The following is a 25,829-nucleotide window of genomic DNA, read 5'->3' on the forward strand; positions in this document are numbered from 1 at the left end:
GACGCGGGGAAGGGGGGCATTATGCCTCTATTTTGCTTGAGAGCAAATGGCGGGGCAGCACGGAGGAACGGTCGAACAGCAACGAACGACGAACGACGAACAACGAACAAACGGAGAACGCCATGGTTGACTTGGATGAAGCACGTCAGGAGTACGCCGAACGGCAACAGGAATTGGTTCGGATGCGGGAGCGGTGGATTGAAGAGATGCGGGAATACTCGGAGTATCTTCGGGATAGGGCTGAAAGGGATGGCGGAGGGGAGGCCGGGGGATGAGCTCAGCTCCCGGCCTGGGCCAGGAGTTTGTTGAGCAGTTTCCTGATTTGTTGGATAGTGTACGGCTTGGCTATCGCGTCGATAAAGCCGAATTTTTTAAAATTCGTCATCACCGGGTCGCTGGAGTAGCCACTGGAGGCCACGACCTTGGCCGTGGGATCGAGCTTCAGGATTTTCCGGACCGCCTCCTTGCCGCCCATGCCGCCGGGGATGGTCAGGTCCATGATCACCACGTCGAAGGGCAGACCTTCGGCTAAGGCCTGTTGGTACCTAGCCACGGCCTCTTCGCCGTTTTGAACCGGAACGACCGTATGGCCCAAGTGTTTCATCAGGTCCAAGCTGACGTCCAGGATCATCACATCGTCATCCATTATCAAGATGCGTCCTCCCGGACGGTCCGGATCGTCCTCTTCGGTGGCGCGGGGCGTCGGCGAGGCTGTGGGCACGGCGGGCAGAAAAACATGGAACGTCGTGCCTTGTCCGGGCACGGATTCCACCGTGATGACTCCGCCGTGCCGCTTGATGATGGAATAGCTTGAAGCCAAGCCGAGTCCCGAGCCGTGGGTTTTGGTGGTGAAATACGGATCGAATATCTTGGTCAGATGTTCCGGGGAGATGCCGTGTCCCTGGTCGGTCACGGATAATCGCGTAAACGGCCTGGAATCGCTGATGGCTTCCGGGAGTTTTGGGGCGTCGATATTCGCTCCGGTCAGGGTGACCAGTCCGCCTTGGGGCATGGCATGGTGGGCATTGAGAGCCAGGTTGTGGATAACCCGGCTGATTTGGTCCGGATCGGCGTGGACGGACCAGAGGTCTTCGGGGAGTTCGAAGACGCATTTGGCGCTGGTCCCGCGCAGGGCGAATTCAGCCGATTCTCGCGTCAGTTCGCCCAGGGGGAGGATTTCCCGGATGGGGGTTCCGCCCTTGGCAAAGGTCAACATCTGTTGGGTCAGGCCCTTGCCCCGGTAGGTGGCGTTTTCAGCCTCGCGGAGCTTGCGTTCGGCCTTGTCCTGGTCGGCTAGGGACAGCCGGGCCAAGGTGATGTTTCCCAGGATCGCGGTCAGGGTGTTGTTGAAGTCGTGGGCTATGCCTCCGGCCAGAACTCCCAGGGACTCCAGCTTTTCGGCCTTGAGGGCTTCATCCAGAAGGCGTTGCTTCTCGGTTTCGTCTCGGAAGGCCAGCACCACGCCGATCACCCGACTGTCCTTGTCCCGGATCGGGGCCGCGTTGGACGCGATGATCCGTTGCGTTCCATCCCTGGAAACAAGGTGAGCACTACCCCCCGACTGGCGAACGACCCCGTCCGTCAAAACCTGTCGGATCAAGTCTTCGGCCTGCCCGAAACGATCATCCCGCATTCGGAGCACTTCGGACAAGGACCGGCCTTGGGCCTCGTCTTGGAACCAGCCGGTCAACTCCTCGGCGGCCTTGTTCAGAAACAGCACCTTCCCTTCGGTGTCCGCGGCGATCACTCCGTCGCCGATGGATCGCAGAATCACGGCCAATCGCTCTGAAACAAGTTCCGCCGCCTCCGCCAGCCGCTGCGCCTCCTGTTTGCTGTTTTCGGCCTGGGACAGGGCGCCCTTCAGATTGGCGACCATCTCGGTGATGGCTTGCATCAACCGTCTCGCTTCTCCGTAAAATCGCCCGGCAACTCCGGCGTTGAGGTCTCCGGCTGAGACCTTGTCCGCGTAATCGGCCAGAATGCTCAGGGACCTTGTGAACACGACGGAGGCGAGCAGGGTCGCTGGCAGGACGAGAAGCAGGATGATCAGCGAAAACGTGACCACCTCTGCGCGCAAGACGCGCATTTCGGCCTGAATGTCATCGATGTACAGGCCGGTACCCAAAATCCAGCCCCAGGGTTCGAAGAGCAGAGCATAAGATTCCTTGAGGTGCCAGGCCTCCTCGGTCATGCCCTCGGAGTGCGGCCTGGGCCAGTTGTAGCTCACGAAGCCGTCTCCGGTTTTCGTGACAACCTCGACAATCGCCCAGGTGATGTTCTTTTCACGGGCAAAGTTCTGTATCGGGCCGTTGATGCCGTACTGGATGCGCGTGACGCAATAGTACAAAGGGTCGTCGGGCAAAGCATCTTCCAGTTCCGTAATGAAGGGATGCATGACAAGTCGAAGGTCAAGCGCGTCGTCGCTTCTGATCCAAAAATAACCGTCCCGTCCATAGCGAATGTGCCTGATCCGTTGCTTGGCTCGTTCCTGGGCGTCCTCAAGGGTCAATTCCCCGTCCCGCACCCGCTGCACGTACTCGTCGAGCAGGGAGTGGACCGAGTGCGCGACATGCATCAGCGCCTCCCTCCTGCCGTACAGCAGCCGCTCCTGAATCAAGGGCACGAAATAGAACATAATGGTCCCCCAAAAAAACAGGACGAGCGCCAGAATCAGCCCGAAGGTCTTGGCGGGGATGGACAGGTTCAGAAGTTTGTTGAGCATCGGTTGCCCTTATTCCAACTTGGTCTGGGTCTGCTTCAATTCCGTCACGTCCATGAGCATGACTAGGGCGCCGTCGTACTCGCCTTTGTCCGTGAACAGCGGCGCTGCGGAAATCATCACCCAAATGGTTTGGCCGTTTTTGTGCATGATGCTGGCTGGAAAACGCACATTATGTCCGATTCGGCTCTGTTTGACAAAGAACTGAATTCGTTTCAATTCTTCTGGGGGGAGAAAGTCCAGAGCCGAGCCCCCCACCAGTTCCTCCGCCGAATATCCTCCCAACTCTTGAATCCGTGCGTTCGCGAACGTAATCCGCAGGTGTCGGTCCAAGCGCAACACTCCCTCGCTGGTCCGTTCCAGGATCAGGCGGTGCAACTCCTCGCTTTCCCGTAGCCGTTCCTGAGCCGCCATGACCGCCGTCAGGTCGTAGAGCGTGACGATAACACCGAGTATTTCTTTTCTTTTTAAGCAGGGAGTAAGAAATACCCGCATATATCGTCGCCCATGGCCTCCATAACTGAGCCATTCTTCCTTGACCGTCGCTTGCCCGTGGAGTTGTGCATTTTCCATGTCAGGTTGAAGAGCTCGATCAAAAAAATCGCGTCCCCAGCGTTCGATCAGTACTTCGCTGTACATCCGCCCCTCAAGCTCCCGCACGGAGATGCCAGCAAGTCGGGCATACGCGGGATTGACCTTTTTAACCAAGCCGGACCTGTCCACGAATATCTGAGCGTCCAGAGAGCTGGCGATCATTAGATCGGATATTCGCAAACCTTGTTCGGCCTTTTCCCGTTCAAGAATCTCCTGTTGCAACCTTTCCACGGTCAGAGCCAGTTCTTTGTTCCGCTCCAGGATGTACGATTCCAGTTGTCTCTGGTTGTGTACAAAGGAGCGATGCAGGGAAATGCAGTCCGTCACTTCCCGGACTGTCAACAGGAGGCCGTTTTCGCTTCCCGTCCCGGAACCCAAAGGCTCGGCCTGGATCATGATCATGCGCCGTGCCGAAGCTTTCCCGGTCAAGGCAACCAGAATGTCCTTTTCGTTCGGCTCCAGAGCGGAAGAGTGAATAAAGGATTCGACCGTCGCCCTGTCCTCGGAACGTACATGCTTGAGAAAACGCTTCAGGGTGGGCTTGATGGAAAAGGGACGATAACCCAGCAAGGCATACAAGGAAGCGGACCATGTTCCGTGCCGGGAAGAAGCGGGAAGGAGCCATGCTCCGGTCCTGGTGGAAATGATCTCGTCGTTGAAGATGGATGCTGTTCGTTCCCGGCCGGATGGGGGAGGTAGTTCGGAATGGTTTGGTGACGGGGAGGGGTCATGAAAGAGAAAAAGGGTCACCGGGGCGGTATCCAGAACCCGGCAAAGTTTTTCCAGGAGAGCGAAGGAAGGCGTAGAGAGGCCGCGCTCGATACGGCTGATTTGTTTCAGGCTCAAGCCGACTCTTTCCGCCAATCCGGATTGGGTAAAACATTTCAGAGAGCGATAATATCGGAGCCGCTTGCCGAAACGTCTGGCTACCGACAAGTCTTCACTCATGAGAGTCCTCCGCAGGGTGAAGGAAGTCCGTCACCGTAAGGGATGTCGACCGGTTGTCCGGAAGCCGTCTCGACGTTTCACGCCGAGACGGCTCCGTAAACAATCGAGATTGATCAGCCGTTCTTCATCCGTTGCACCAACTCCTGCAACTCCACGGCCTGCTGGGCCAGTTCGGAGATGGCCTGGGCAGACTGGTTCATGACTTCGCTGGTTTCCGAAGAGATGCGGTTGATATCGTCCACGCTACGGTTGATCTCCTCGCTGGCCGAGGATTGTTCTTCCGCGGCGGTGGCGATGGATCGGACTTGGTCGGCGGCTTCCTCGACCATGGTCACGATTTCCCGCAGGGCGCCGCCGGAAGTATCGGCCAGCTTGGTGGCCTCGGCCACGGAGCGCACCGCCTGCTCCACACCCTGGATGTTGCTTTGAGTGCCTTCCTGGATGGCTGAAATAGCCTCGCCCACCTCCTTGGTGGCATTCATGGTTTTTTCGGCCAGCTTGCGTACCTCGTCCGCCACAACGGCGAACCCGCGTCCCGCGTCCCCGGCCCGTGCCGCCTCGATGGCCGCGTTCAGGGCCAGGAGGTTGGTCTGATCCGCGATGTCCTCGATCACGGTCATGATCCGTCCGATCTGTTCGGCTTGCCTGCCCAGTTTGCCCAGATTCTCCTTCATGGCTTGGGTCTGATTTTCCACTTGGTTGATGGCCGCCACGGCACGGGTGACCACCTCCGCGCCCTCCTGGGCCTTGGTTCGAGCCTTGTCCGAGCCTTCCGCCGCGTTAGAGGCGTTCTTGGCCACCTCCAGCACCGTGGCGTTCATTTCCTCCATGGCCGTGGCCGTCTCTCCGGTGCGGCTCTTCTGTTCCTCAGCGCCCCGGCTGGCCTGCTCCACCTGGGCCGCCAGTTCTTCCGAAGCCGAAGTCATGCGTTCCACCACGCCCTCGATACTTGTTGCGGCCTGGAGCATGCCGTCTCGCTTGGCCGTCTCGGCTTGAGCCCTGGCATCCTCGGCCTCACGGGTTGCGACCTGGGCCTTCTCCGTCTCCTGGCGGGCCAACTCGGACTGGTGCTCTGCCTCCTTCATCTTTTCAATCAGGGACTGGACCATGGTTTGAATGCTCTGGTTCAGTTTCCCGATCTCATCCTTTTGGTCAATGCCGGACTGGGACTGTAGGTCGCCCTTGGCCACGGCCTCGGCGAAGCACATCAGACGGTTTACCGGATTGGTGATGCTCCGGCTGATCAATATCGCGATGGCGATGCCCAAGCAGAAGAAAACCAGGGAGGCGATGGCGATGGTCCAGCGCAACTGATACACCGGAGCCAGCACGTCGTCCTGCATGGCCCCCACGGCAATGGACCAGCCCGTGCCAGGAATGGGCGCGAACCCGAAATAGCGATCCATCCCCATGAAAGGATACGCGTCAAACCCGGACTCGCCCCGGACCATGCGTTGGAACATGGCCGCCAACGCGGCGAATTGGGCATCCGTCCTCGCCTCTTCGATGAAGTTGCGCTGATCCAGCACGAACTGTCTGTTGCCGTGAGCGATCAGTGTGCCCTTATCGTCGATGATGTAGGAGTACCCCGCGGTTCCGTATCCGATATCGTCCGAGATCTCACTGAGCAGGGTCGCGTCCAGGACAGCGAAAAGAACGCCTGAAATCCGTCCCTGTCCTCCTCTGATCGGCGTGGCAGCAATAATAATCGGTTTATTCAGCACGCGATGAATGATCACGCTTGAAAATACGCTTTTCCCATTCATGGCTTCCTTGAAATAGTCTCTGTCACTGACGTTGGTCGTGGAACCTGTTGGAGAGCGGGTATTTCCGTCGGGCGTCACGACAACCATATCCTGATAGCCCAATCTGGCGATTTCGAACTCCAACGCCGGTTGTTGTTGCGGCCAGTCCATGGTTTGGATGACATATCGGGCGGCAACCCCTTCTATGGCCAATAAATGATACTCCAGACTGCTTTTCACCAGCCGTGCGCCGTCCGCGGCCATCAAGGGGATATTTTCTTGTACTTGCTCGATTACGGCACGAGAGGCGCGGTCATAGGCGATAAAACCCAGTCCTCCGCAAACAAGTAAAAGCAAGGCCAGAAAACCGCTGATCAGTTTGATGCCAATGGGAATGTTTTTCATTGCTTTCCTCGTCTTTACGGTTGGTTTCAGGTTTTATAATCCCGTGAGCAAACCCTGTTCGCCTCTGCTCAATAGACGGTCCATATCCAGTAAAATCAACAGCCTGTCCGCTAACTTGCCCACGCCGCTGATATACTCGGATTCGATCCCGGATATGATCGCCGGAGGCGGTTCCACGGTGTTGGCCGGGATGCGCAGCACCTCGGAGACGGAATCCACCACGAATCCGACGATCACCGCATTGATTTCAAGGACAATGATCCGGGTGTGTTTGTTGTGATCCTGGGTGATCATTCCGAAGCGCTTGCGCAGATCGATGATCGGGATGACCTTGCCGCGCAGGTTGATCACGCCCTCCACGAAATCCGGAGCCTTGGGCACCCGGGTGATGCCCATCATCCGGATGATCTCCTGGACCTTGAGAATCTCCACGCCGAATTCCTCGTCGCCGATGTGAAACGTGACCAATTGCAGCAATTCGTTGCCCACATCTTTGTGAGCCGCCGCTTCCCGCATTCCGAACCCCCATTTTATTAGGCTTGAGGCCGAAGGTTAATTGAAGGCTTATGATAAAGATCGCTTTTTTTATCACAGGTGAAAACAGTGTACAGCCCGGATAATGTCCAATTTTGATCATTTTTTTTCGAGGCGGCATGGATACCGTGAGAACGGCATCGGCGGGCAGGGCGGACCGGGGCTCGGCAGAAGGAATTGGTTCCGGTTGACAATCAATCTTTCTTTGAATGATAGACTTCCGGTTTTGCGATCTTCCAATCGCCCGCTGCTTTAAGCAAAACGGGCTGTTTTTTCACGAATAACCAAGCCCTTGGACCATCACGCAACGACCATGCGCACCGACTGGCACACTCACGCCTTCCACCCCAAGATTGCTCACAAAGTCCTGGCCCAATTGCACGCCCATTACGGGATACTTCCCGTGGGCACGGGCTTGCCCGAGGATTTGCTGTTTCGGTTGCGACGGGCCGGGATCGACAAGGCGGCGGTGCATACAGCGGCCACCACCCCGGACCAGGTCGTGCCCGCCAATAACTGGTCCATGTTCATTCAGACCAAGCATCCCGGGTTGATCGCCTTCGGGACTCTGCATCCCGGGTTTGCGGGCTGGGAAAAGGAACTTGTCCGCCTGGAGGCGGCCGGGATCAGGGGCCTGAAGTTTCATCCGGACTTCCAGGGATTCCGGCTTGACGATCCGGCCCTGCATCCGCTCTTCGAAGTCATCGGCGACCGGTTCGCGCTCATGTTTCACGTCGGCGACCGGCTTCCGCCGGATCTGAATCCGTCCAGCCCGGCCAAGCTGGCCAAAATCCGGCGCGATTTCCCGAAATTGACGATCATTGCTGCGCATTTCGGCGGCTATCTGCATTGGGACCAGGCTTTGGACGTTCTGGCCGGGACCGACGTGTATCTGGACACCTCCAGTTCCTTGCCCTTTATGCCCCGGGATCTGCTTCGCGGACTGCTGCGCAAGCATCCCAGGGAACGGCTGCTGTTCGGTAGCGACTATCCGCTGTTCGACCCTCTGGACGAAATTCGGCTCCTGGAAACCACGGCCGGGATGCGCGAAGAGGAGATCGAGGCCGTGTTGAGGAACGAGGTTTTTGAGACCTGAAGCCTGAAATTTGGGAGGTGTGTCCGGCCGTTCTTCGAGCGTCGTTACAATTTTGGAGAGCCATTCAAGATAGTGAGTGTGGTTTTCAAGATTCTTGACAGATCGTGTGTCGCCGAGTAGGAAGAGCGGCTTGTTTTTTGCCTTCTGGAGCGCCAATTGGACACATAAGGTCTGGAGTCGTATTGCAGACAAAATGAATTGGAAAATCAAAATTTTAATCAGAATCGGCATTGATTTGAGGCATGGTTGGTTTTCCGATTCCGATTCCCATGGTGATTTTGGTTTCGAGGTGTCCTGGGTATTTGCAACATACAACAGTCAGACGCATGAGGAGACAAGATGATCAAGGTGAAGAACGTATTGGGAATGTTCGTCGCGGCATCATTGCTGCTTTCCAGCATGGTCGTGTCCGCTTCGGACAAGGATACGCTGGTCATGGCCAATTTTCGCGACCTGCGGGATCTGAATCCGCATTTGTACGGAGGTGAACTCTTTGCCCAGAATCTGCTGTTCGAAGGACTGATTTTCCTTAGCGAGGACGGGGAGCCCGAACCCTGGCTGGCCGAAAGCTGGGAAGTCAGCCCTGACGGCAAGGTGTACACCTTCAAGCTGCGTGAGGACGTGACGTTCTCAGACGGCGTCAGGTTCGACGCTCACGCGGTCAAGAAGAACTTCGACGCCGTGTTGGACAACGGGGCGCGGCACGGCTGGCTGGAGTCCGTGCGGATGATGACGGCAATCGAGGAAACCGGGAAACAGAGCGTGCGCGTGAAGGACGACTTCACTCTGGAGATCGAGTTTTCCGCTCCCTATTATCCCTTCATCATCGAGCTGGGGGTCACCCGGCCGTTTCGGATGTTGTCCCCGGCCTGCTTCAAGGACGGAACGACCAGGAACGGGGTGGCCTGCCTGTCCGGCACCGGGAGCTATGTCCTGGAGATGAACAGGGTTGACGAATATTCGGAATTCGTCCGCAATCCGAACTATTGGGGGGAGTCGCCGAGCATTGAAATGATCGTCGCCAAGGTCATCCCGGATAATCAGGCCCGGCTGATGGCCCTGGACAACGGCGGGATCGACCTGCTTTACGGCCTGCAATTGATCAGTCCCCAGGCGTTCAAGCAGTTTTCCGAAAAAAAAGGCTTCGCGGGCGCACTGTCCGGGCCGGTTTCCACCCGGATGCTGGTGCTGAACACCACCAGCGAGAATCTCCGGGACGTCCGGGTTCGCCGGGCTCTTCAGCACCTGACCAGCAAGGAGCTGATCAGCGAGCGGATCATGCTGGGCCTGGAAGCACCGGCCCATGCGCTGTTTTCCAGATCCATTCCCTATGCCGACATCGACCTTGAGCCCTATCAGTACGATCAGTCCGCGGCCGAAAAGCTGCTGGACGAGGCCGGATGGGTGAAGAGCGGCCAGGTTCGCTCGAAGGACGGGAAGCCGCTGGAGATCACCCTGACTTATGACACCAACAAGGTCATGGAGCGGACCATTGCCCAGTTCCTGCAAAGCGAGTGGAGCAAGGCCGGCGTCAAGCTGAATCTCGTGGGCGAGGAGGAACAGGCGCACCGGGATCGCCTGATGGCCGGCAATTTCGACATTTCCTTCAATATTTCCTGGGGCACGCCCTACGACCCGCAATCCTTCCTGAGCGGCATGCTCAAGCCCGTGTACGGAGACTATGCCGCGCAACAGGGGCTGGCGGAAAAGCAACGGATCGACGAGACCATCCTCAAGGCCGTGGCCGCGGTGGACGAAGACGAGCGCCAGGCGCACTACACCTACATTCTGGAGACCCTGCACCGGGAGGCCGTGTATCTGCCCCTGACCTACGAGCGCAACAGGGCCATCTTCAATTCCAGGGTGGGCAACGTCGGTTTCAACCCCTCCCAGTTTGAAATCCCCCTGCAATTCATGACCTTGCAATAACAATAAGCATCAGGGCTTTCAGGCCTTCCCCGGAAGGCTCGAAAGCCCTTTTTCGACGTCCGCGACAACAGGTCCCGTCCCGACTCGTCTTTCACGTCATCATTCCGGTTGGTCAACATGCTTGCGTATATCGTCAGGCGGGCGCTCATCGCGCTTGCCGCCCTGCTCGCGATATCCTTTCTCTCCTATACATTGGTGAACTTCACCCCCGCGGACCCAGCCGAAGTGGCCCTGCGGGTCAACGACATCATTCCCACGCCCGAGGCCATCGAGGAAATGCGCACCGAACTCGGCCTCGACGACCCGTTTCTGGTCCGGTACGTCAAATGGCTGGGCAACGCGGCGCGTCTGGATTTCGGCAATTCCTTCACGAACAGGAGTCGTAGCGTCTCGGGAGAACTGGCCCGCGCTTTTCCGTACACCGCCACCCTGGCGGGCATGGCCCTGGTCTTCGTGATCGGCCTGAGCCTGCCCTTGGGCGTGGCCTGCGCGGTCTGGAAGGACGGCCTGTTCGACCGGGGCGTGCGTCTGGCGGTCTTCGCGGGCACGTCCATGCCGAACTACTGGCTGGCCTATCTGCTGATCTGGCTTTTCGCGCTCAAATTCAACGTCCTGCCCAGCAGCGGGACGAGCACCCTGGCCCACTACATCCTGCCGGCCATGGCCCTGAGCACGCTGTATATCGCGACCTACGTGCGGCTGATCCGCAACAGCATGCTGGAGAACATGAAGGAAAATCATGTTCTGTACGCCCGGGCCCGAGGGCTGAGCGAGAAGCGGGTCATTCTCGGGCACGTGCTGAAAAATTCCTTGCAATCCTCCATGACCGCCATCGGCGTGGGCATCGTCCGGCTGCTCTCCGGCACGGTGGTCATCGAAAACATATTCGCCATTCCCGGACTCGGTCGGCTGTGCGTGGCCAGCATCTTCAACCGGGATTACCCGACCATTCAGGCCTACATCCTGGTCATGGGAGCCTTTTTCGTCCTGGCCAGCTTCCTGGTGGACGCCCTGCAATGCGCTCTTGATCCGCGAAGGAAAGCGGGGACGGCCAATGCGTAGCCTGCTCGCCAACAAGGTCGCGGTCGGCTGTCTCGCCCTGATCGGGCTGTTCTGCGTCGCCGGGGTGTTCGCGCCGTGGCTTGCGCCGCATGCTCCCAACCAGATCGACGTCATCAACTCCCTGGCCTCGCCGTCCTGGGAGTATCCTTTCGGCACGGATCATCTGGGACGCTGCCTGCTGTCCCGGATGCTGTTCGGAATCCGGATCACCCTGTTCTATTCCATGCTCACCATGGCCGTCACGGCCTTGTGCGGGGCGGCCATCGGCGTGATCTCCGGCTATGTCCGCGGCAAACTCGACGAACTCATCATGCGCGTCTGCGACGTGATGCTGTCGTTTCCCTATGAGATCATGGTGCTGTGCATCGTCGGCATCCTGGGGCCGGGCCTGATGAACATCGTCATCGCCAATTTCATCGCCAAGCTGGCCTGGTACGTGAAAATGATCCGCTCCAGCGTGATCAGCTTTTCCAGCAAGAACTATATTCTCTATTCCCAAACCATCGGGACGTCCCGACGGTACATCTTCTTCCGGCACCTGTTTCCCAACGTCGCGTCGGAGACCATTCTCCTTGCCACCCTGGACATCGGCTGGATCATCATCACCATCTCGACCCTGTCCTTCCTGGGCCTGGGCGTGCAACTGCCCACGGCGGAGTGGGGGGCCATGCTCAGCGAGGCACGCGAAGTGTTGATGACCAACCCCGGGCAGATGATCATTCCGGGGTTGGCGATCATGATCGTGGTTGCGGCCTTCAACCTGCTGGGCGACAGCCTGCGCGACATCCTGGATCCAAAGGAGAGCCAATGACCTTGCTGCGCGTTGAGAATCTTTCCATCACCCATCGCCACGGTCGGAACCTGACTCCGCTGACCCGGGACGTCTCCTTTGCCCTGGACCCCGGCGAATGCCTGGGCATCGTGGGCGGCTCGGGCAGCGGCAAAAGTCTGACCTGCGGTGCGATTACCGGCCTTTTGTCCGAGCATCTTCTGGTTTCCGGACGGGTGGAGTTCAAGGGCGTGAATCTGCTGACCCTGCCGGCGAAGAAACGGCGGGAACTGCGCGGCAGCCGGATCTGCATGATTCTGCAAAGCCCGATGACCGCGTTCAATCCCTTGTCCACCATCGGCGCGCAGATCGTGGAAACCATCGCCGCGCATCAACGGGTCGTTCCCTCCGTCGCGCTGGAGATGATGACCGAGGCGTTTTCACGGGTGAATCTGCGCGCTCCGCGGAGCGTTTTCAGAAAATATCCGCACGAACTGAGCGGAGGCATGCTGCAGCGGGTGATGACCGCGCTGGCCCTGGTCATGCGGCCGGAAATCATCATCGCGGACGAGCCGACCACGGCCATCGACTACGTCAGCCAGCAGGACGTGATTCACGAGTTAAAGACCATCCGTACGGAACATCAAACCGCCTTGATCTTCGTCAGCCACGATCTGAGTCTGGTCTCCCACGTGGCGGACAACGTCCTGGTGATGCGCGAGGGGGTCGTGGTTGAAGAAGGGGACGCGGGCGCCGTGTTTTTCAATCCGCGCCACGACTATACCCGCGGGTTGATCGAAAATCGGCAAAACGTGATCCAAGCCTTTGTTCGGGTCATGGGGGAGTCGTATGCTGCTTGAGGTGCGGGAGGTAACGAAAAGTTTCACGGTCCGAACCGGGCTGTTCACGAAGTCCAGACAGGAAGTGCTTAAGGGAGTGTCCTTCGTCATGGGGCAGGGCGAATGCGTCGGCATTGTCGGCGAATCGGGCAGTGGCAAAAGCACGCTGGGCAGAATCATTCTGGGCCTTGAAAAACCGGATCGCGGCCGGGTGGACTTCTCCAAGGACAAGGCCGGTTCCTCCCTGGCGCGCAGCGTGGTCTTTCAGGACTACAGCACGTCCGTGAATCCCCGGATGCGTATTGCCGGTGTCGTCGCCGAACCCCTGATCGGTCTGGGCTTGAACGCATTGGCCCGGAAAGAGAGGGTCGCGGAGCTGCTGGAGGAAGTGGGGCTGTCCCAAGATCTCGCGGATCACTATCCGCACCAGCTTAGCGGGGGGCAGTTGCAGCGCGTGTGCATCGCCCGGGCCATCGCCCCGAAACCGTCCTTCATCCTCTGCGACGAGGCCGTGAGTTCCCTGGACGTGTCCGTGCAGTCCCAGATTCTGGACCTGCTGCGCGGACTGAAGGAACGCTACCGGATATCTTTTCTGTTCATCACCCACGACATCACCGTCGCGACGTTCATCTGCGACAAGTTGATCTTTTTCAAGGACGGAATGGTCGTGGAGCAGTTCGACGACCTGGCCATGCTGCCCAGGACGGAAAACCCCTATGCCCGGCAACTGCTTCGGGCCGCCCATTTTCTGGAGAAACCCTTTGCCCGCCGGATCAGTCATGGCTGAGACCACGCTTTCTCATCGCGACTACCTGAAAATCGCCCTCCCATTCATCGCGGCCACGGTGACCCAGCCTTTGCTGGGTGCCGTGGACACCGCGGTGGTCGGGCATCTGGACTCTCCCATCTATATCGGCGGCGTGGCCATCGGCACGGTGATTCTGAACACCTTGTACTGGCTGTTCGGGTTTTTCCGGGTCAGCACCACCAGCCAGAGCGCCATCGCCCTGGGTACGGGCCGGGGAGAGGACCTGGCCGCCAGCCTGGCCCGCCCGTTCTGCATCGCCGCCGGAGTGGGACTGGCGTTCATCCTCCTTCAGGCCCCCATCTGGCATACGGCCCGGGCCGTCATGGCCCCGGAGCCCGAAGTGGCCGAGCAGGCCCGGATCTACTTCACCATCCTGATCTGGGGGGCGCCGCTGGTTCTGCTGAACTATACCGTGATCGGCTGGCTGATGGGCCAGGCCCGAACCAGGGCGACGCTGATCACCCAGGTCACCGGGAACGTGGTGAACATCATCCTGGATATCGCCCTGGTCACCTACTGGGGCTTCGGCGTGGCCGGAGTGGCCGCGGCCAGCCTGGCGGCCCAGGCCTTGATGCTGTCCCTGGGGCTGTATTATGTTTCGAAAACAGCGGATCTGCCCATCGCCCGGTTCGTCGCCGCGGTCCGGATGCGCAAGGAGGACGTGCGGACCATCGTCTCTGCAAACACCGATCTGCTGCTGCGCACGGTATGCCTGCTGACCATGTTTTTCCTGATGACCAAGGTGGCCGCATCCATGGGAACCAACGTCCTGGCTGGTAACGCGGTGCTGCTCCAGGTAACCTTTATCGTCAGCTACATTTTCGACGGCATCGCCAACGCCTCCAGCGTGTTTTCGGGAAAGTCAGTCGGCCGGCGGGACGAGCACCTGCTTCGAGCCACCTTGCTGCGCACGACCCAATGGACGGTGTCCGCCGCTCTTTTCCTGACCCTGATCCTCTGGTTCCGGGGGGAGGCCGTGGGAACGCTGTTCACCGATATTCCGGAAATCCTCGCGGGCTACACGGAAATCCATCTCTGGGCCGTGGTCTTTCCGTTGGTCGCCGGCTTCGGCCTGACCTTCTACGGGGTGTTCACCGGCAGCGGCGTCACACGGCCCGTGCGGAATTCCACGTTTTTCGCACTGGTTGCCTTCCTGGTCGGTCTGGCGCTTTTCGTCAGTCCCTGGGGCAACCACGGGCTCTGGCTTTCCTTTCTGATCTTCTATGCGGGACGCGGCGCGTTCCTGGTTCCGTATCTTGGGGCGGTTCGTGGGAAGGTTGGAAGAGAGGGCTGAGGGGCTGACACCTGAGACCTGAGGGATAAAGCGTTCTTTGTTCGTCGTACTTCGTTGTTTTTGATGGATTGGAGGAAAGGAAGGTTGGAGGTTGTAGTTGCGATGCTTTTAGAAGATTTTGAAAGCTATTTTCAAATTTATTGACAGTTGGTTTGATTGCGGATAGGTGGTTTGCACGGGGTTGGGGAGGCGTATGGTGTGGGGAGATGGAGATGGGTATGTTTTTAAAATCATTGGGAAAGTTATGTTGGAAATATCCATGACCGAGGGCAAGTCTGGTGCGGCGACAAGGTGGTATGATGCACTGGTCCGCCCGGTTGTGGACTTTGTCTTTGGGTGGAGCGTGACAGTCAAGGTTCGGTTGCTGCTCATCATCCTGATCGTCTTGCCGGCCATCGGCGGGTTGGTCTTGCTGGAATCCAGTCCGTCGGACCTACAAACCTACTTCATTTTCGCCCTGGTCGGGACATTGGCTTTTATCGGTCCTCTTTCCAAGGTCGTGGCCGACTATCTGGTCATGCGCGACCTGAGGGATGTGGAACGGTTTTGCCTGAGGCTGAAGGCCGGGAATTATCATGTGAAATTTGATTTGCCGCCCCAAACGGACGAGGAGCGGGACGTTCTGGTGCTCAAGCGCAACCTGAACTGGATGGCCCACGTCATTTCCCGCCGGGAGATGCAATTGGAGGCGGAGCTGGCCAAAACCCACAAGGAACGGGTTCGGTTCGCGGACATGTCCCTGCGGGACCAGCTCACCGGATTGTACAACCGGCGGGGGATGGAGGAAAAGCTGAGTGAGTCGGCCCATGAGGCCAGAACTACGGAACGCCCGCTGACCATGCTCTTCCTGGACGCGGACAAGTTCAAGGCGGTCAACGATACTTACGGCCACCAGGCCGGGGACGATCTGCTCCGCAACCTGGGCGCGATCATTCGGGCCAACGTCAGGGAGGGCGTCGACGTGCCCTTCCGCTACGGCGGAGACGAATTCGGCGTCTTGCTGGTGGGCATCGATTTAGAGCGGGCCGAGGTCATCGCCGGGCGGATACTGCGGGCCTACAACGAGATTCGGATTGGTGAAAGCAGCCTGAGCATCGGTGTCGCGACAATGATCAGGACCGCGGACGGGTATCTCGACGACGCCGTGCGGATGCTGTCTTACGCGGATCAGGCCGCTTACGAGGCCAAGCGCGGCGGTGGAAGTCGCGTACATGTTCACAAGGAGAGCGGAAAACATGTTCATGGGGTCGGAAGTGTTTCGTTCGCGCCTGGAGTCGTTGGACGGCGGAGTATTGCGTGAAGGGGCGAGCGAAATTCCGCTCGGATGCGTCTCCGGAATCTGCGAGTCCCTGCATCAGATCGCGGCTTCGCTGGGAAACGCCATCGATGCCAAGGACCATTCCACCAGTTCCCATTCCAGACAAGTGGCTGATCTGGCCCGCTGTCTGGCCTTACGGGCGGGTATGTCAACCAGCCAAGCCGAGGTGATCCATATCGCGGGTCACTTACACGATATCGGCAAGATCGGGATTCCCGACGAGGTTCTGAGCAAGCGCACCCCTTTGACCGACGCGGAATGGGCCATGATCCGCCAACACCCAGTCACCGGAGCCAAGATCGTCGCCCCGGTGCATATCATGAACGGGTCCACCGGCATCGCCAAGATGATCCTGCATCACCATGAACGCTGGGACGGGCGAGGCTATCCGCATCGGTTGCGTGGCGAGAGCATCCCCCTGGGAGCACGGATTCTCTGTCTCGCGGACAGCTTTTCCGCGATGATGGAATCCCGGGCCTATCGGAACCGGCTGACCCTGGGCGGCTCCATCGAGGAACTCCGCCGCAACGCCGGAAGCCAGTTCGATCCGAAACTGTGCGGGCTGATGGTTGACATGCTGTGGGAAGCCGGAGTGGCAGACGAGTTCTGTACGCTGGATCTGTTGGTCACCCGAATAATGTGCGAACGGGTGCTGCGCAAAACCGACGTGCGGGCCGAAAACGCGTCAGGGGAGAATCCGGGCGTTGGTTGCCCACGAACTGAGGAGCTCTGGTAAGGGCTGAGGGCTGAAACCCGAGACCCGAGGGGACGTTCGATGTTCATTGCTCTTCGTTGGGATAAGGAAGAGGGGGCTTTTGATTCCACTGCGGGAGGTTCAATAGCCGATTTGCAGCCAATTCTCGAGTGCGAGGCCGGGAACACGTCGAAATTCTCTCATGTTGACGGTGACGAGGATGGCGTTTTCGGCAAGTGCCTGAGCCGCCAGGAGCAGGTCTTGGGGTCGATGGGGGTTCCCGTCTGATCCAGGTGCAGCCGCAGCCGCGCATATTGCTCATCAACCGGCGCTTCAAGTGGCTGTACGTCCATTGCGGCGAGAATGGCCTCGACCTGGGCTGTCAGCCTTGGCGATTCTCGCCTGGCTGCACCGAAACGCAACTCGCAAGCCACGATTATGGACGTGAAAACAGTCTGCTCGCCCTGTTCATGGATGCGCCGCGCAACGGTGCCCTGGGGATGACGAACGAGATCCGAGAGGATATTCGTGTCCAGGAGAAAGCGGCGTTTCGTCTTCATTGCTTCACATTACCTTCATAGTTTCACATCGTCTTCATAGTTTCACATCATCAAGGGGGAGCATTCCGGTGTCGATATCCGGGTACTCCTCGTCAATGTCGGAGAGCGTGGCCAGCACCCCCTTTTAATCACCGGCTCGATCACCGGGCAATCATCCTCCCGGCGGATGATCGCCTCAACGGCGTCAAGTTCGAACTCCCTGGGAATCCGAATGGCCTGGTTTCGGCCATTGCGAAAAAAAAACGGACATGGCGTGCTGCCTCCATCTGCTTACCTTCTGTAAATTACTGCATAGCTTTTGCATAGGTCGGGGGGGAGTGTCGAGGGAGAGGGTTGAGGGATGAAACCTGAAACCTCAGGGGGCGTTCTTTGTGCTTCGTTCCTCGTTCTTCGTTGGCGCTGACACGGGCTAGCGAGGGTTGAGGTGGTGGGCCAGGGTACTCGAACTGGCGATCTGAAGTGGGTTGGGCCAGTTGGAGGCCATGGTGCCGCCTCCCGGTCTCCTGGATGATCCCGACACCGGACCAAGACCATCAGGTCGAACCCAGATAATGCAGTTCTTCGCAGTTGTCTCTGGATTGTTGATTGTTTTTGCGATACGGCTTTTCTGTCAGCTATCAGGCGGTTCAGGCAGGCTTGGTTCATATTTCCGTCACGTTTCCTTTTTCCAGGACTGCTAGACGGTCCCGCGCGGGAGGTCGGTCATGTCTCAAGCTTCCATGGAGAATTTACGGAAATTCGTGGCCCCGGAGTTTGTTTTCGGGGTGGGGGCGCGTCGGCTTGCCGGGCAGTTCGCCCGGAATTTCTCGGTGCGGCGGGTGCTGGTGGTGGTGGATGAAGTGGTCCGCGGGCTGCCGTGGACCACGGACGTCCTCACCAGCCTGGACCAGGCGAGCCTGGAATATCGTATTTTTTCGGACCTGTCTCCCAACCCTCGGGCGGACGAGGTCATGCGGGGGGCAAGGTATTACTTGCGGGAGGATTGCCAGGCCATCGTCGCTTTGGGCGGAGGCAGCGTCCTGGACTGCGCCAAGGGAATCGGCATTGTCTGTGTCAACAACCGGCCGATTCTGGACTTCGAAGGCGTGGACAACGTTCCCGTGCCCGGGCCACCCTTGGTCTGCATTCCTACTACAGCGGGCAGCTCCGCTGACGTCTCCCAGTTCGCGATCATCACGGATTTGGCGCGCAAGGTGAAAATCGCCATCATCAGCAAGGCCATGGTGCCGGACATCGCTCTGATCGATCCGGAAACCACCACAAGTATGTCGCCGCATCTCACGGCTTGTACCGGCTATGACGCGCTGACCCACGCGGTGGAAGCCTTCGCGTCCAATGCCAGCTCGCCCATTACGGATCTGCACGCCCTGGAGGCCGTCCGCCTGATCGCCAAGCATCTGCCGCAAGCGGTGGAGGCCCCCCAGGACATGGAGGCCAGGTCCAAGATGATGCTGGCCTCGCTGTACGCCGGACTGGCCTTTTCCAATGCCAGTCTTGGTGCGACCCACGCCATGGCCCACAGTCTCGGCGGACTGCTGGACCTGCCTCATGGCGAATGCAACGCCATTTTGCTCAGTCGTATCGTGAACTATAATTACGAGGCCGCTCCTGAGCGCTATCTGAACGTGGCCGAGGCTCTGGGATTGGACTGTCGAGATCTGGGGCTCGACGAAGGACGGCGGATACTGGTGGATGGTCTGGTTGCGCTGCGCAAGCGGATCGGCCTACTGCGGGATCTGGGCGATCTGGGCGTCAGCCCGGATGATATCGTGGCGTTGTCCCGTCAGGCCGTGCGTGACCCCTGCATGGTCACAAACCCCATTCATCCATGTTTAGAGGATATTGAACGTTTATATGCCCGAAACCACGAATAACTCTCCATCGCCGGGATGCCGCGACTCCGGAGTCGACGCAAACTTCAGTCCGGAGGGAGCCGGGGCAAACCGCGACGCCTTGCGTCGTCGGATCATCGGTCTGGGCGAGGAGTCCATCCATAAGAGCTATTATCCCCAGTTGCAGCAGCGCTTGCGGGAGCTGCATCGTTTTAAGACTCTGCTGGACGGCAGCAATGAAGGCATCTTTCTGATCCGGTTGCCGGATTCGCGACTATCCGATCCCGATATCCCGGACGTCGACATGGTGGACGTGAACGAATCGGCCTGCGTTCAACTTGGCTATACCTGTCAGGAAATTCTGGAGCTCTCTTTTTTCGATCTTTTCCCATCCAAGGATCATCGTCGGTTGGAGTCCTTTCTTTCGACCCTGGAGCAATCCGAGCATGGACGGTCCATCATCACGGAATTCATCCGCTCCAACGGGGAAAGTTTTTCCGTGGAAGTCACCTTGCGGCTCGTCCGGTTCGACCTGAAGCCCTACGCCGTGGTCGTGGCCCGGGACATCTCCGAACGGTTGCGCATGGAGGAGGAACTGCAGCGGGTCGGAAACCTGGAGGCCCTGGGGGTACTGGCCGGAGGCATCGCCCATGACTTTAATAATTTTTTGACGGCGATCATGAACCAGATCTCCCTGGCCAAACTCCATCTGGATCAGGCGGATCATGCCCTGGAAAGGTTGACCTATGCGGAAAACGCCTGCGTCCAGGCCAAAGGGTTGACGCAGCAACTGCTCACCTTCGCCAAGGGCGGGGAGCCGGTGCGCAGAATTACTTCCTTGGCGGGTCTGATCGGTGACGCCTTGCGGCTGGTTCTGGCCGGAACCAATGTTAAACCCATGCTGACCATCCCCGATGATTTATGGATTGTGGACATCGATCCGGGGCAGATCGCCCAGGTTCTGAACAATCTGCTGATCAACGCCGTCCAGGCCATGCCTGAGGGCGGCATGGTGCGCGTGACCGTGCGCAACACCATGTCGCATGCCGACGAGGGTGTTGCGGCGTCAACGCCCGAGGACCACTTGAGCCAGGGCGACCATCTCTGCGTGACCATCCAGGATAGTGGCCCGGGAATTTCCGAAGAGGTGCTTCCCAGGATTTTCGATCCGTATTTCACCACCAAGCTCCAGGGCAGCGGGCTCGGACTGGCCACCTCCTATTCCATCATCCGCAAGCACGGGGGGACGCTGTCCGTATGCTCCAACCCGGGCCGGGGCGCTGCGTTCACGTTTTGCCTGCCCGCCATCCGGGATGAACAGGTTGCCGCGAACAAACAACCCCTTGAACCGCAGCGGAAGGTGAACACCTTCCATCGTATTCTCTTCATGGACGATGACGATATGATCCGTGAGTCCATGGGCGAGATTCTTGAAGGCAACGGCTATACCGTGACCTTGGTCCGGGACGGACGAGAGGCGTTGGAGGCCCTGCACCGGGCGCGGGAGAACAACCAGGCGTTCGACGTTGCCATCATGGACCTGACCATTCCCGGCGGCATGGGTGGGGTGGAGGCGGTGGGACGCCTGAAGGCCGTGGATCCGCTGCTCAAGGCCGTGGTTTCCAGCGGTTACAGCACGGCTCCGGCCATGGCCCGATACCGAGATTACGGTTTCGATGCCGTGGTGGCCAAGCCCTATACGGTGAGCGAGTTGCAAAGCGTTTTGGTTCGGGTGTTGAGCGAGGACGGGGAGGAAGGATGATCGTCCGGGAATCTTTTTTGAGGTGGAACTTGATTCAGGTGTCGGTGAGGATGCGCATGAAGGCGAGCTGTTTTTTCAAGCAAAGCCGAAAGGCTGGGTGGCTCTATTTGGCGCTATTTCTGATTCTGTTTTTCGGGATTCCGGCCTCGGCCTCCGATGATCGGCCGGAGCCGATCCGGGTGGGCATGTCCGGGGCGTTCAGCGGGCCGATCCGTGCCTTGGGCATCGAGGTGTACCGCGGGGCCATGGCGTATTTCGAACATGTCAACCGCCGGGGAGGGGTCAACGGTCGGCCCGTCGCTTTCCTGGCTTACGACGATGTCTATGATCCGGATTTGGCCTTGGAAAACACTATCCGGCTGCTGGAGCAAGATCGGGTGGACGCATTGTTCAGCTTCGTGGGCACGCCCACCGTGACCCGCGTTCTTCCGTTGCTTAAGGTTTACGAGGATCGCAAGCTCTCCCTTTTCTTTCCGGTGACCGGGGCCGAACCCCAACGTCAGCCGCCCTATGATGGGTTCGTCTTCAACCTCCGGGCTTCCTACGCTCAGGAAGTGGAGGCCCTTGTCAGGGAATTCGTCAAGCTGGGCAAAACCCGGTTCGCGATCCTTTATCAAGCTGATTCCTACGGGCGCAGCGGCTGGGAGGGGTTGCGCAACTCCCTGCGAAGCCGTTCCTTGGCTATTGTCGAAGAGGCCACCTATGCCCGGGGATTTGAGTATCGGCAAAGCATGACCCAGCAGGTGGAGATTTTGCGCGACGCGAATCCGGAGGTGGTCATCAGCATCGCTTCTTATGCCGCGGCCGCCGCCTTCATCCGCGACGCCCGCGACCGGGGCTGGGACGTGCCCGTGGCCAACGTCTCCTTCGTAGCCAGCGAAAGTATGCTGGAACTGTTGCTGGAACAGGAGCGGATTACGGGGCAAAACTATACCCATCACCTGGTCAATTCCCAGGTTGTGCCCAGTTACGAGGACTATTCACGGTGGGGTGTGATGGAGTACCGGTGGATCATGGACCAATGCTCCTGTGGGCTGCCCGCTCAACGCACCCCGGATGCGTATTCGCCCTTGGCGTATAGCTTCGCCAGCTTCGAGGGCATGCTCAACGCCAAGGTGTTCACGGAACTGCTCCGTTACAACTCCTTGGAGGTTCTGGTCGGTCAGGGAAGCGGCGCGTTGACGACTGATCCGTTACTGATCCACCTGGGCATCGGTGATCCCACTTTTTGGGGGGCCGACAAGCGTCAGGGGATGGACACGGTTTTTTTTACCACTGTCCGGGATGGACGCTTCGGCCCCTTGCATGATTGGGATCGGTGGAACATGGAGACACGGGAGGGCAGGCCATGAAGTCCTCCAAGCTGTTTCGAAAAGCACTGCTGGCCATGATCTTGATATTCGGGGGCATGGCCACGGTATCTTCCCTGTATTCCGGATGGACGCTGCACCGACAGTTGATGCTGGAAAACGAAAGCAAAGCCGTGGCCATCGCCCGGAGCATCGCCAACTCCAGCACGGAGCTGCTCTTGAGTCGGGATGCGGCTACGGTGCAGGCGGTGATCGATCAGTTTTTGGAAATCAAGAACGTGGCCTACGTCTTCGTGCAGGACCGCGCTGGCGAAGTGATCTCCCATACCTTGACGCCCAGAGTGCCCGAGGAGTTGTTGCGCCTCCAGCCGGCCTCCTCCGAAGAACACTTGCCGCGGCACGATATCGATGTACAAAAAATCAGGGTTCCGGCTCTGGGCATGGTGTTGGACATTTCGCACCCCATCCTTGGCGGACTGGCCGGGACCGTGCATGTGGGCATGGACCTGGACAGTATCAATACCTTTATTTGGCGGGAGATTTTGTTCCAGCACACGATGTTCATCCTTTTCTTCGTGGTGGGTATCGGAGTGGCCTTCGTCCTGATGAACCGCATCTCCAGGCCGTTGACCCGGCTTACGGACTACGCCAGGCGCGTGACGGATCATGAATTCGACGCTCCTCTCAATGTCAGTTCCAACGACGAGATTGGCGACTTGGCCGTAACCATGCAACGGATGGCCCGGCAACTGGACGAGATGATCAGCGGTCTGCGGGGACGGATTCAGAGCGCCACGCGGGAGCTGCAAGATAATCTGATTTTTTTCAACTCCATCTACATGACCATGGCCAACGGCATGGTTGTCTGTGACAAGCAGGGCAATTTGCTGCAATTCAATCCCTCGGCCCGGATCATGCTGGACTACTCGGAGCAGGAATTCGCCGCGAAAAGCATGGGGGATCTGTTCGGAGACGACGTGGCGGAGCAGGTTTTCGAGGACATGCGGCAGTTGGCGGACCGGTCCGAGGACTTCCCGGATATCGCGGCGGGGCCTGAGGGCAAACGACTGTATCAGGTTCTGGTGCAGAACAAGGGCGGCAAGAAGCTGGACATCGAAATCGTGGCCACGCTCCTGCGTCTGGGCAATGAATCGTTCGTGATCCTACTGGTACGCAACGTCACCGCGGTTAGACGTGCTCAACGCGCCTTGAAGCATTCCCATATGGTTCTGGACCGTCGGGTCAAGGAACGGACCAGCGAGCTGCATGCCGCGGTGAATCAGCTCCAAGAAGAAGTGGTGGAGCGTCTGAAGGCCGAGGAGGAACTGCGCCAGGCCAAGGAGGCAGCGGAGGCCGCCAATCGGGCCAAGAGTGAGTTCGTGGCCAACATGAGCCACGAGATCCGTACCCCGATGAACGGGGTGGTGGGTATGACCGAACTTTTGGCCCGCACCGAGCAGACCAAGCAGCAGCAGCACTACACCACGACCATCAGGCGGTCCGCTGAGGCATTGCTGGGGATCATCAACGACATTCTGGACTTCTCCAAACTGGAGGCCGGCAAGTTGAGCATTGAATCCATCCCGTTCAACTTGAGGATCATTGTCGAGGAAATGGCTCATCTTTTGGCGGCTCGAGCCGAGGAAAAAGGACTTGAATTGATTGTTCGCTATCCCCCGTCGTGTCCGGACAGCTACGTTGGCGACCCGGGGCGGATTCGTCAGGTACTGACCAACATGGTGGGCAATGCCATCAAGTTCACCGAAAAGGGGCATGTTTATCTGGGCGTGGACTGCCTGGACCTGGGCCAGGGCCGCCATGAGCTGCGGATCGCGGTGGAGGATACCGGCATCGGGATTTCCCAGGAAATGATCGAACGGGTCTTCGAGTCGTTTACCCAGGCGGATCAGTCCACCACCCGGGTCTATGGCGGCACCGGGTTGGGATTGTCCATCTCACGTCAGATCGTGGAGCTGATGGGCGGCAAAATTCAAGTTCAAAGTCGGCTCGGACAGGGCTCGACTTTTACGGTGGTTCTTGAGCTGCATCAGGCCGAGCAGGTCGAGGTGGACATTCCCCAGGCCGTGGACATGGAATCACTGCGCGTGCTGGTGGCGGACGACAACCCGGTCAACCTGGAAATTCTGGCAGAGCTGCTTCAGGGCTGGAGGATTCAAGCCGGCCTGGCCGACTCCGGAGCCCGTGCCCTGGATCTGTTGCGCAAAGGGGTCGCCCAGGGTGCGCCCTATCATATCGCAATCCTGGATTTTCATATGCCGGGCATGGACGGGGAGGAACTGGCCCGGCGGATCAAGGTCGATCCGGAGCTGGAATCCACGAAACTCGTTCTTCTGAGCTCCATGGGGCAACGGGGCGATGCCAAGCGGATGGAGCGGGTGGGCTTTGCCGCGTACCTGATCAAGCCGGTGCTACAATCGCATCTGTACGATACGCTGATCCTGCTGGCCAGCCGGAAAGGCCGTGACCCAGGCGGGCTGATCACTCGACACCGCATCGCCGAGGCGCGAGCGGCTCAAGAGGCTCGGGAGGCGGGGAGACGGTCCCTGGCGGGCAAAGTCCTATTGGTGGAAGACAATCCGGTTAACCAGGAGGTCGCCAAGGGATTGCTCCGGGAGATCGGGGCATCCGTGGAGGTGGTCGGCAACGGAAGCGAGGCCGTTGCGGCCTTCAGGACCAAGAGGTACGATCTGGTGTTCATGGATTGCCAGATGCCGGTCATGGACGGATTCGAGGCTACCAGGCGTATTCGCGAAAGCGAATCCGGAGGCTGGCGCACGCCCATCGTGGCCATGACCGCTCACGCCATGGAAAAGGACCGGGAGAAGTGTCTGGCCGTGGGGATGGACGATTATCTTTCCAAGCCGGTGAAGACGGGCGACCTGATTCGGATTCTTGAGAAATTTCTGCCGAAGGTTTCCCGTTCGGCCGTCCTTGAGCCAGTGCTCGGCATGGGCAACGACCAAAGCAATGCACATGCCGATATCCTTGACCGGGCCATGGCGCTCTTTCTCAGGCATACCCCGGTCATCCTGGAGCAGCTTCTGGTGGCGGAGCGGAATCTGGATGCGGAAAATGCTCGGATGTGCGCGCACACCTTGAAGGGCAGCGCGGCCAATCTGTGTCTGGAGGATATCCGGGGGGCGGCCGAAGACCTGGAAACAGCCCTGGAGCAGGAGGATTGGACCCTGGCCAAACCGCTGATCATCGGGATCCAGGCCCGAGTGGAGGCCTTTATCGCTGTGCGTACGCCAGGTGTCCACGAAGGTGCTCCCGGTGGTGTTTCTGGCGGTACTTCCGGGGATGCGGATGAAGGCGTTGACCAGGAACGGCTTGTCCGAGCTTTTATCCAAGGCGTCCAGGACGACCCCGGCGCGGCAACGCACTGGAAGGAGCTTCGCAAGGCCTTGAAGTCCAGAAACGTTCGGCGTATTGCGGCTCTTGGCAAGGAATTGGCGACAATGCTCGAAGCCAAGGGATTGTCGGAGGCCGCTGTCTGGCCTCGCTCCCTGCAAGGTCACGCCGAGGATATGGCTATATTCGCCTTGCGCGACGCCTACGCGAAGCTGAGTCGAATCGAGGAGCAATGAAGT

The 25,829-nt window shown here is 58.9% G+C and carries 19 protein-coding genes; 14 read left to right on the plus strand and 5 right to left on the minus strand.

The genetic code is table 11. The features are described from left to right. On the plus strand, nucleotides 1-275 hold a 275-nt coding region (locus tag C6366_RS20180; protein WP_233248355.1), incomplete at its 5' end, for a hypothetical protein. 2 nt (nucleotides 276-277) lie between these two features. Here C6366_RS20180 and C6366_RS01365 read toward each other — a convergent pair. From C6366_RS01365 to C6366_RS01380, 4 genes are all read right to left on the minus strand, one after another. Next, complete coding sequence (locus tag C6366_RS01365) at nucleotides 278-2,722, minus strand: cache domain-containing protein (protein ID WP_107735565.1); 2,445 nt, start codon at nucleotides 2,720-2,722, stop codon at nucleotides 278-280. Between the two features lie 9 nt (nucleotides 2,723-2,731). Further along, nucleotides 2,732-4,261, minus strand: coding sequence for a PAS domain S-box protein (locus tag C6366_RS01370; RefSeq protein ID WP_107735566.1), 1,530 nt, complete (start codon nucleotides 4,259-4,261; stop codon nucleotides 2,732-2,734). Nucleotides 4,262-4,374: 113 nt separating this feature from the next. Beyond that, on the minus strand, nucleotides 4,375-6,411 hold the full coding sequence (locus tag C6366_RS01375; protein ID WP_107735567.1) for a methyl-accepting chemotaxis protein: 2,037 nt from the start codon (nucleotides 6,409-6,411) through the stop codon (nucleotides 4,375-4,377). A gap of 33 nt (nucleotides 6,412-6,444) precedes the next feature. Then, on the minus strand, nucleotides 6,445-6,927 hold the full coding sequence (locus tag C6366_RS01380; RefSeq protein ID WP_107735568.1) for a chemotaxis protein CheW: 483 nt from the start codon (nucleotides 6,925-6,927) through the stop codon (nucleotides 6,445-6,447). Nucleotides 6,928-7,258: 331 nt separating this feature from the next. Here C6366_RS01380 and C6366_RS01385 point away from each other — a divergent pair, with 331 nt between their 5' ends. The 9 genes from C6366_RS01385 to C6366_RS01430 all read left to right on the plus strand — a co-directional run bounded on the left by C6366_RS01385 (nucleotide 7,259) and on the right by C6366_RS01430 (nucleotide 16,796). Further along, nucleotides 7,259-8,041 carry an amidohydrolase family protein gene (locus C6366_RS01385; protein ID WP_107735569.1) on the plus strand — a complete coding sequence of 261 codons (783 nt, stop codon included), beginning with the start codon at nucleotides 7,259-7,261 and terminating at the stop codon, nucleotides 8,039-8,041. 339 nt (nucleotides 8,042-8,380) lie between these two features. Next, entirely contained in the window at nucleotides 8,381-9,970 is a 1,590-nt protein-coding gene (gene nikA, locus C6366_RS01395; RefSeq protein WP_107735571.1) for a nickel ABC transporter substrate-binding protein, read from the plus strand. 117 nt (nucleotides 9,971-10,087) lie between these two features. Continuing rightward, entirely contained in the window at nucleotides 10,088-11,032 is a 945-nt protein-coding gene (opp1B, locus tag C6366_RS01400) for a nickel/cobalt ABC transporter permease (protein ID WP_107735572.1), read from the plus strand. Beyond that, nucleotides 11,025-11,843, plus strand: coding sequence for a nickel/cobalt ABC transporter permease (opp1C, locus tag C6366_RS01405; protein WP_107735573.1), 819 nt, complete (start codon nucleotides 11,025-11,027; stop codon nucleotides 11,841-11,843). The genes opp1B and opp1C overlap by 8 nt, the downstream gene beginning before the upstream one ends. After that, the gene (locus C6366_RS01410) at nucleotides 11,840-12,661 is read left to right on the plus strand and encodes an ABC transporter ATP-binding protein (protein ID WP_107735574.1); all 822 of its coding nucleotides are present in this window, start codon (nucleotides 11,840-11,842) and stop codon (nucleotides 12,659-12,661) included. Before opp1C ends, C6366_RS01410 begins: the two co-directional genes overlap by 4 nt. Next, a complete protein-coding gene (locus C6366_RS01415; RefSeq protein ID WP_107735575.1) occupies nucleotides 12,651-13,427 on the plus strand; it encodes an ABC transporter ATP-binding protein in 777 nt (258 codons plus the stop codon). The genes C6366_RS01410 and C6366_RS01415 overlap by 11 nt, the downstream gene beginning before the upstream one ends. Next, nucleotides 13,420-14,742, plus strand: coding sequence for an MATE family efflux transporter (locus tag C6366_RS01420; RefSeq protein ID WP_107735576.1), 1,323 nt, complete (start codon nucleotides 13,420-13,422; stop codon nucleotides 14,740-14,742). Before C6366_RS01415 ends, C6366_RS01420 begins: the two co-directional genes overlap by 8 nt. A gap of 259 nt (nucleotides 14,743-15,001) precedes the next feature. Next, nucleotides 15,002-16,042: a GGDEF domain-containing protein gene (locus C6366_RS01425; protein WP_158269590.1), complete on the plus strand. Its 1,041-nt coding sequence runs from the start codon at nucleotides 15,002-15,004 to the stop codon at nucleotides 16,040-16,042. Then, nucleotides 15,978-16,796, plus strand: a complete 819-nt coding sequence (locus C6366_RS01430; RefSeq protein ID WP_233248356.1) for an HD-GYP domain-containing protein — start codon at nucleotides 15,978-15,980, stop codon at nucleotides 16,794-16,796. Before C6366_RS01425 ends, C6366_RS01430 begins: the two co-directional genes overlap by 65 nt. 158 nt (nucleotides 16,797-16,954) lie before the next feature. Here the strand turns inward: C6366_RS01430 and C6366_RS01435 are convergent, their stop codons facing one another. Continuing rightward, nucleotides 16,955-17,314, minus strand: a complete 360-nt coding sequence (locus tag C6366_RS01435; RefSeq protein ID WP_199221391.1) for a PIN domain-containing protein — start codon at nucleotides 17,312-17,314, stop codon at nucleotides 16,955-16,957. Nucleotides 17,315-18,018: 704 nt separating this feature from the next. On the opposite strand from C6366_RS01435, the gene ercA reads away from it, so the two are divergent. From ercA to C6366_RS01460, 4 genes are read left to right on the plus strand one after another with little or no spacing between them, the layout of a single operon-like run. Beyond that, nucleotides 18,019-19,188 (plus strand): alcohol dehydrogenase-like regulatory protein ErcA, encoded by a 1,170-nt coding sequence (gene ercA, locus C6366_RS01445; protein ID WP_107735578.1) that lies wholly within the window; start codon nucleotides 18,019-18,021, stop codon nucleotides 19,186-19,188. Further along, nucleotides 19,169-20,908: an ATP-binding protein gene (locus tag C6366_RS01450; RefSeq protein ID WP_107735579.1), complete on the plus strand. Its 1,740-nt coding sequence runs from the start codon at nucleotides 19,169-19,171 to the stop codon at nucleotides 20,906-20,908. Before ercA ends, C6366_RS01450 begins: the two co-directional genes overlap by 20 nt. A gap of 56 nt (nucleotides 20,909-20,964) precedes the next feature. Beyond that, entirely contained in the window at nucleotides 20,965-22,260 is a 1,296-nt protein-coding gene (locus tag C6366_RS01455) for an ABC transporter substrate-binding protein (RefSeq protein WP_107735726.1), read from the plus strand. Then, on the plus strand, nucleotides 22,257-25,826 hold the full coding sequence (locus C6366_RS01460) for a response regulator (RefSeq protein WP_107735580.1): 3,570 nt from the start codon (nucleotides 22,257-22,259) through the stop codon (nucleotides 25,824-25,826). The genes C6366_RS01455 and C6366_RS01460 overlap by 4 nt, the downstream gene beginning before the upstream one ends. The last annotated feature ends 3 nt before the right edge of the window (nucleotides 25,827-25,829 follow it).

It is taken from the genome of Desulfonatronum sp. SC1, from assembly GCF_003046795.1.
In the GTDB taxonomy this organism is placed as follows: Bacteria; Desulfobacterota; Desulfovibrionia; order Desulfovibrionales; family Desulfonatronaceae; genus Desulfonatronum.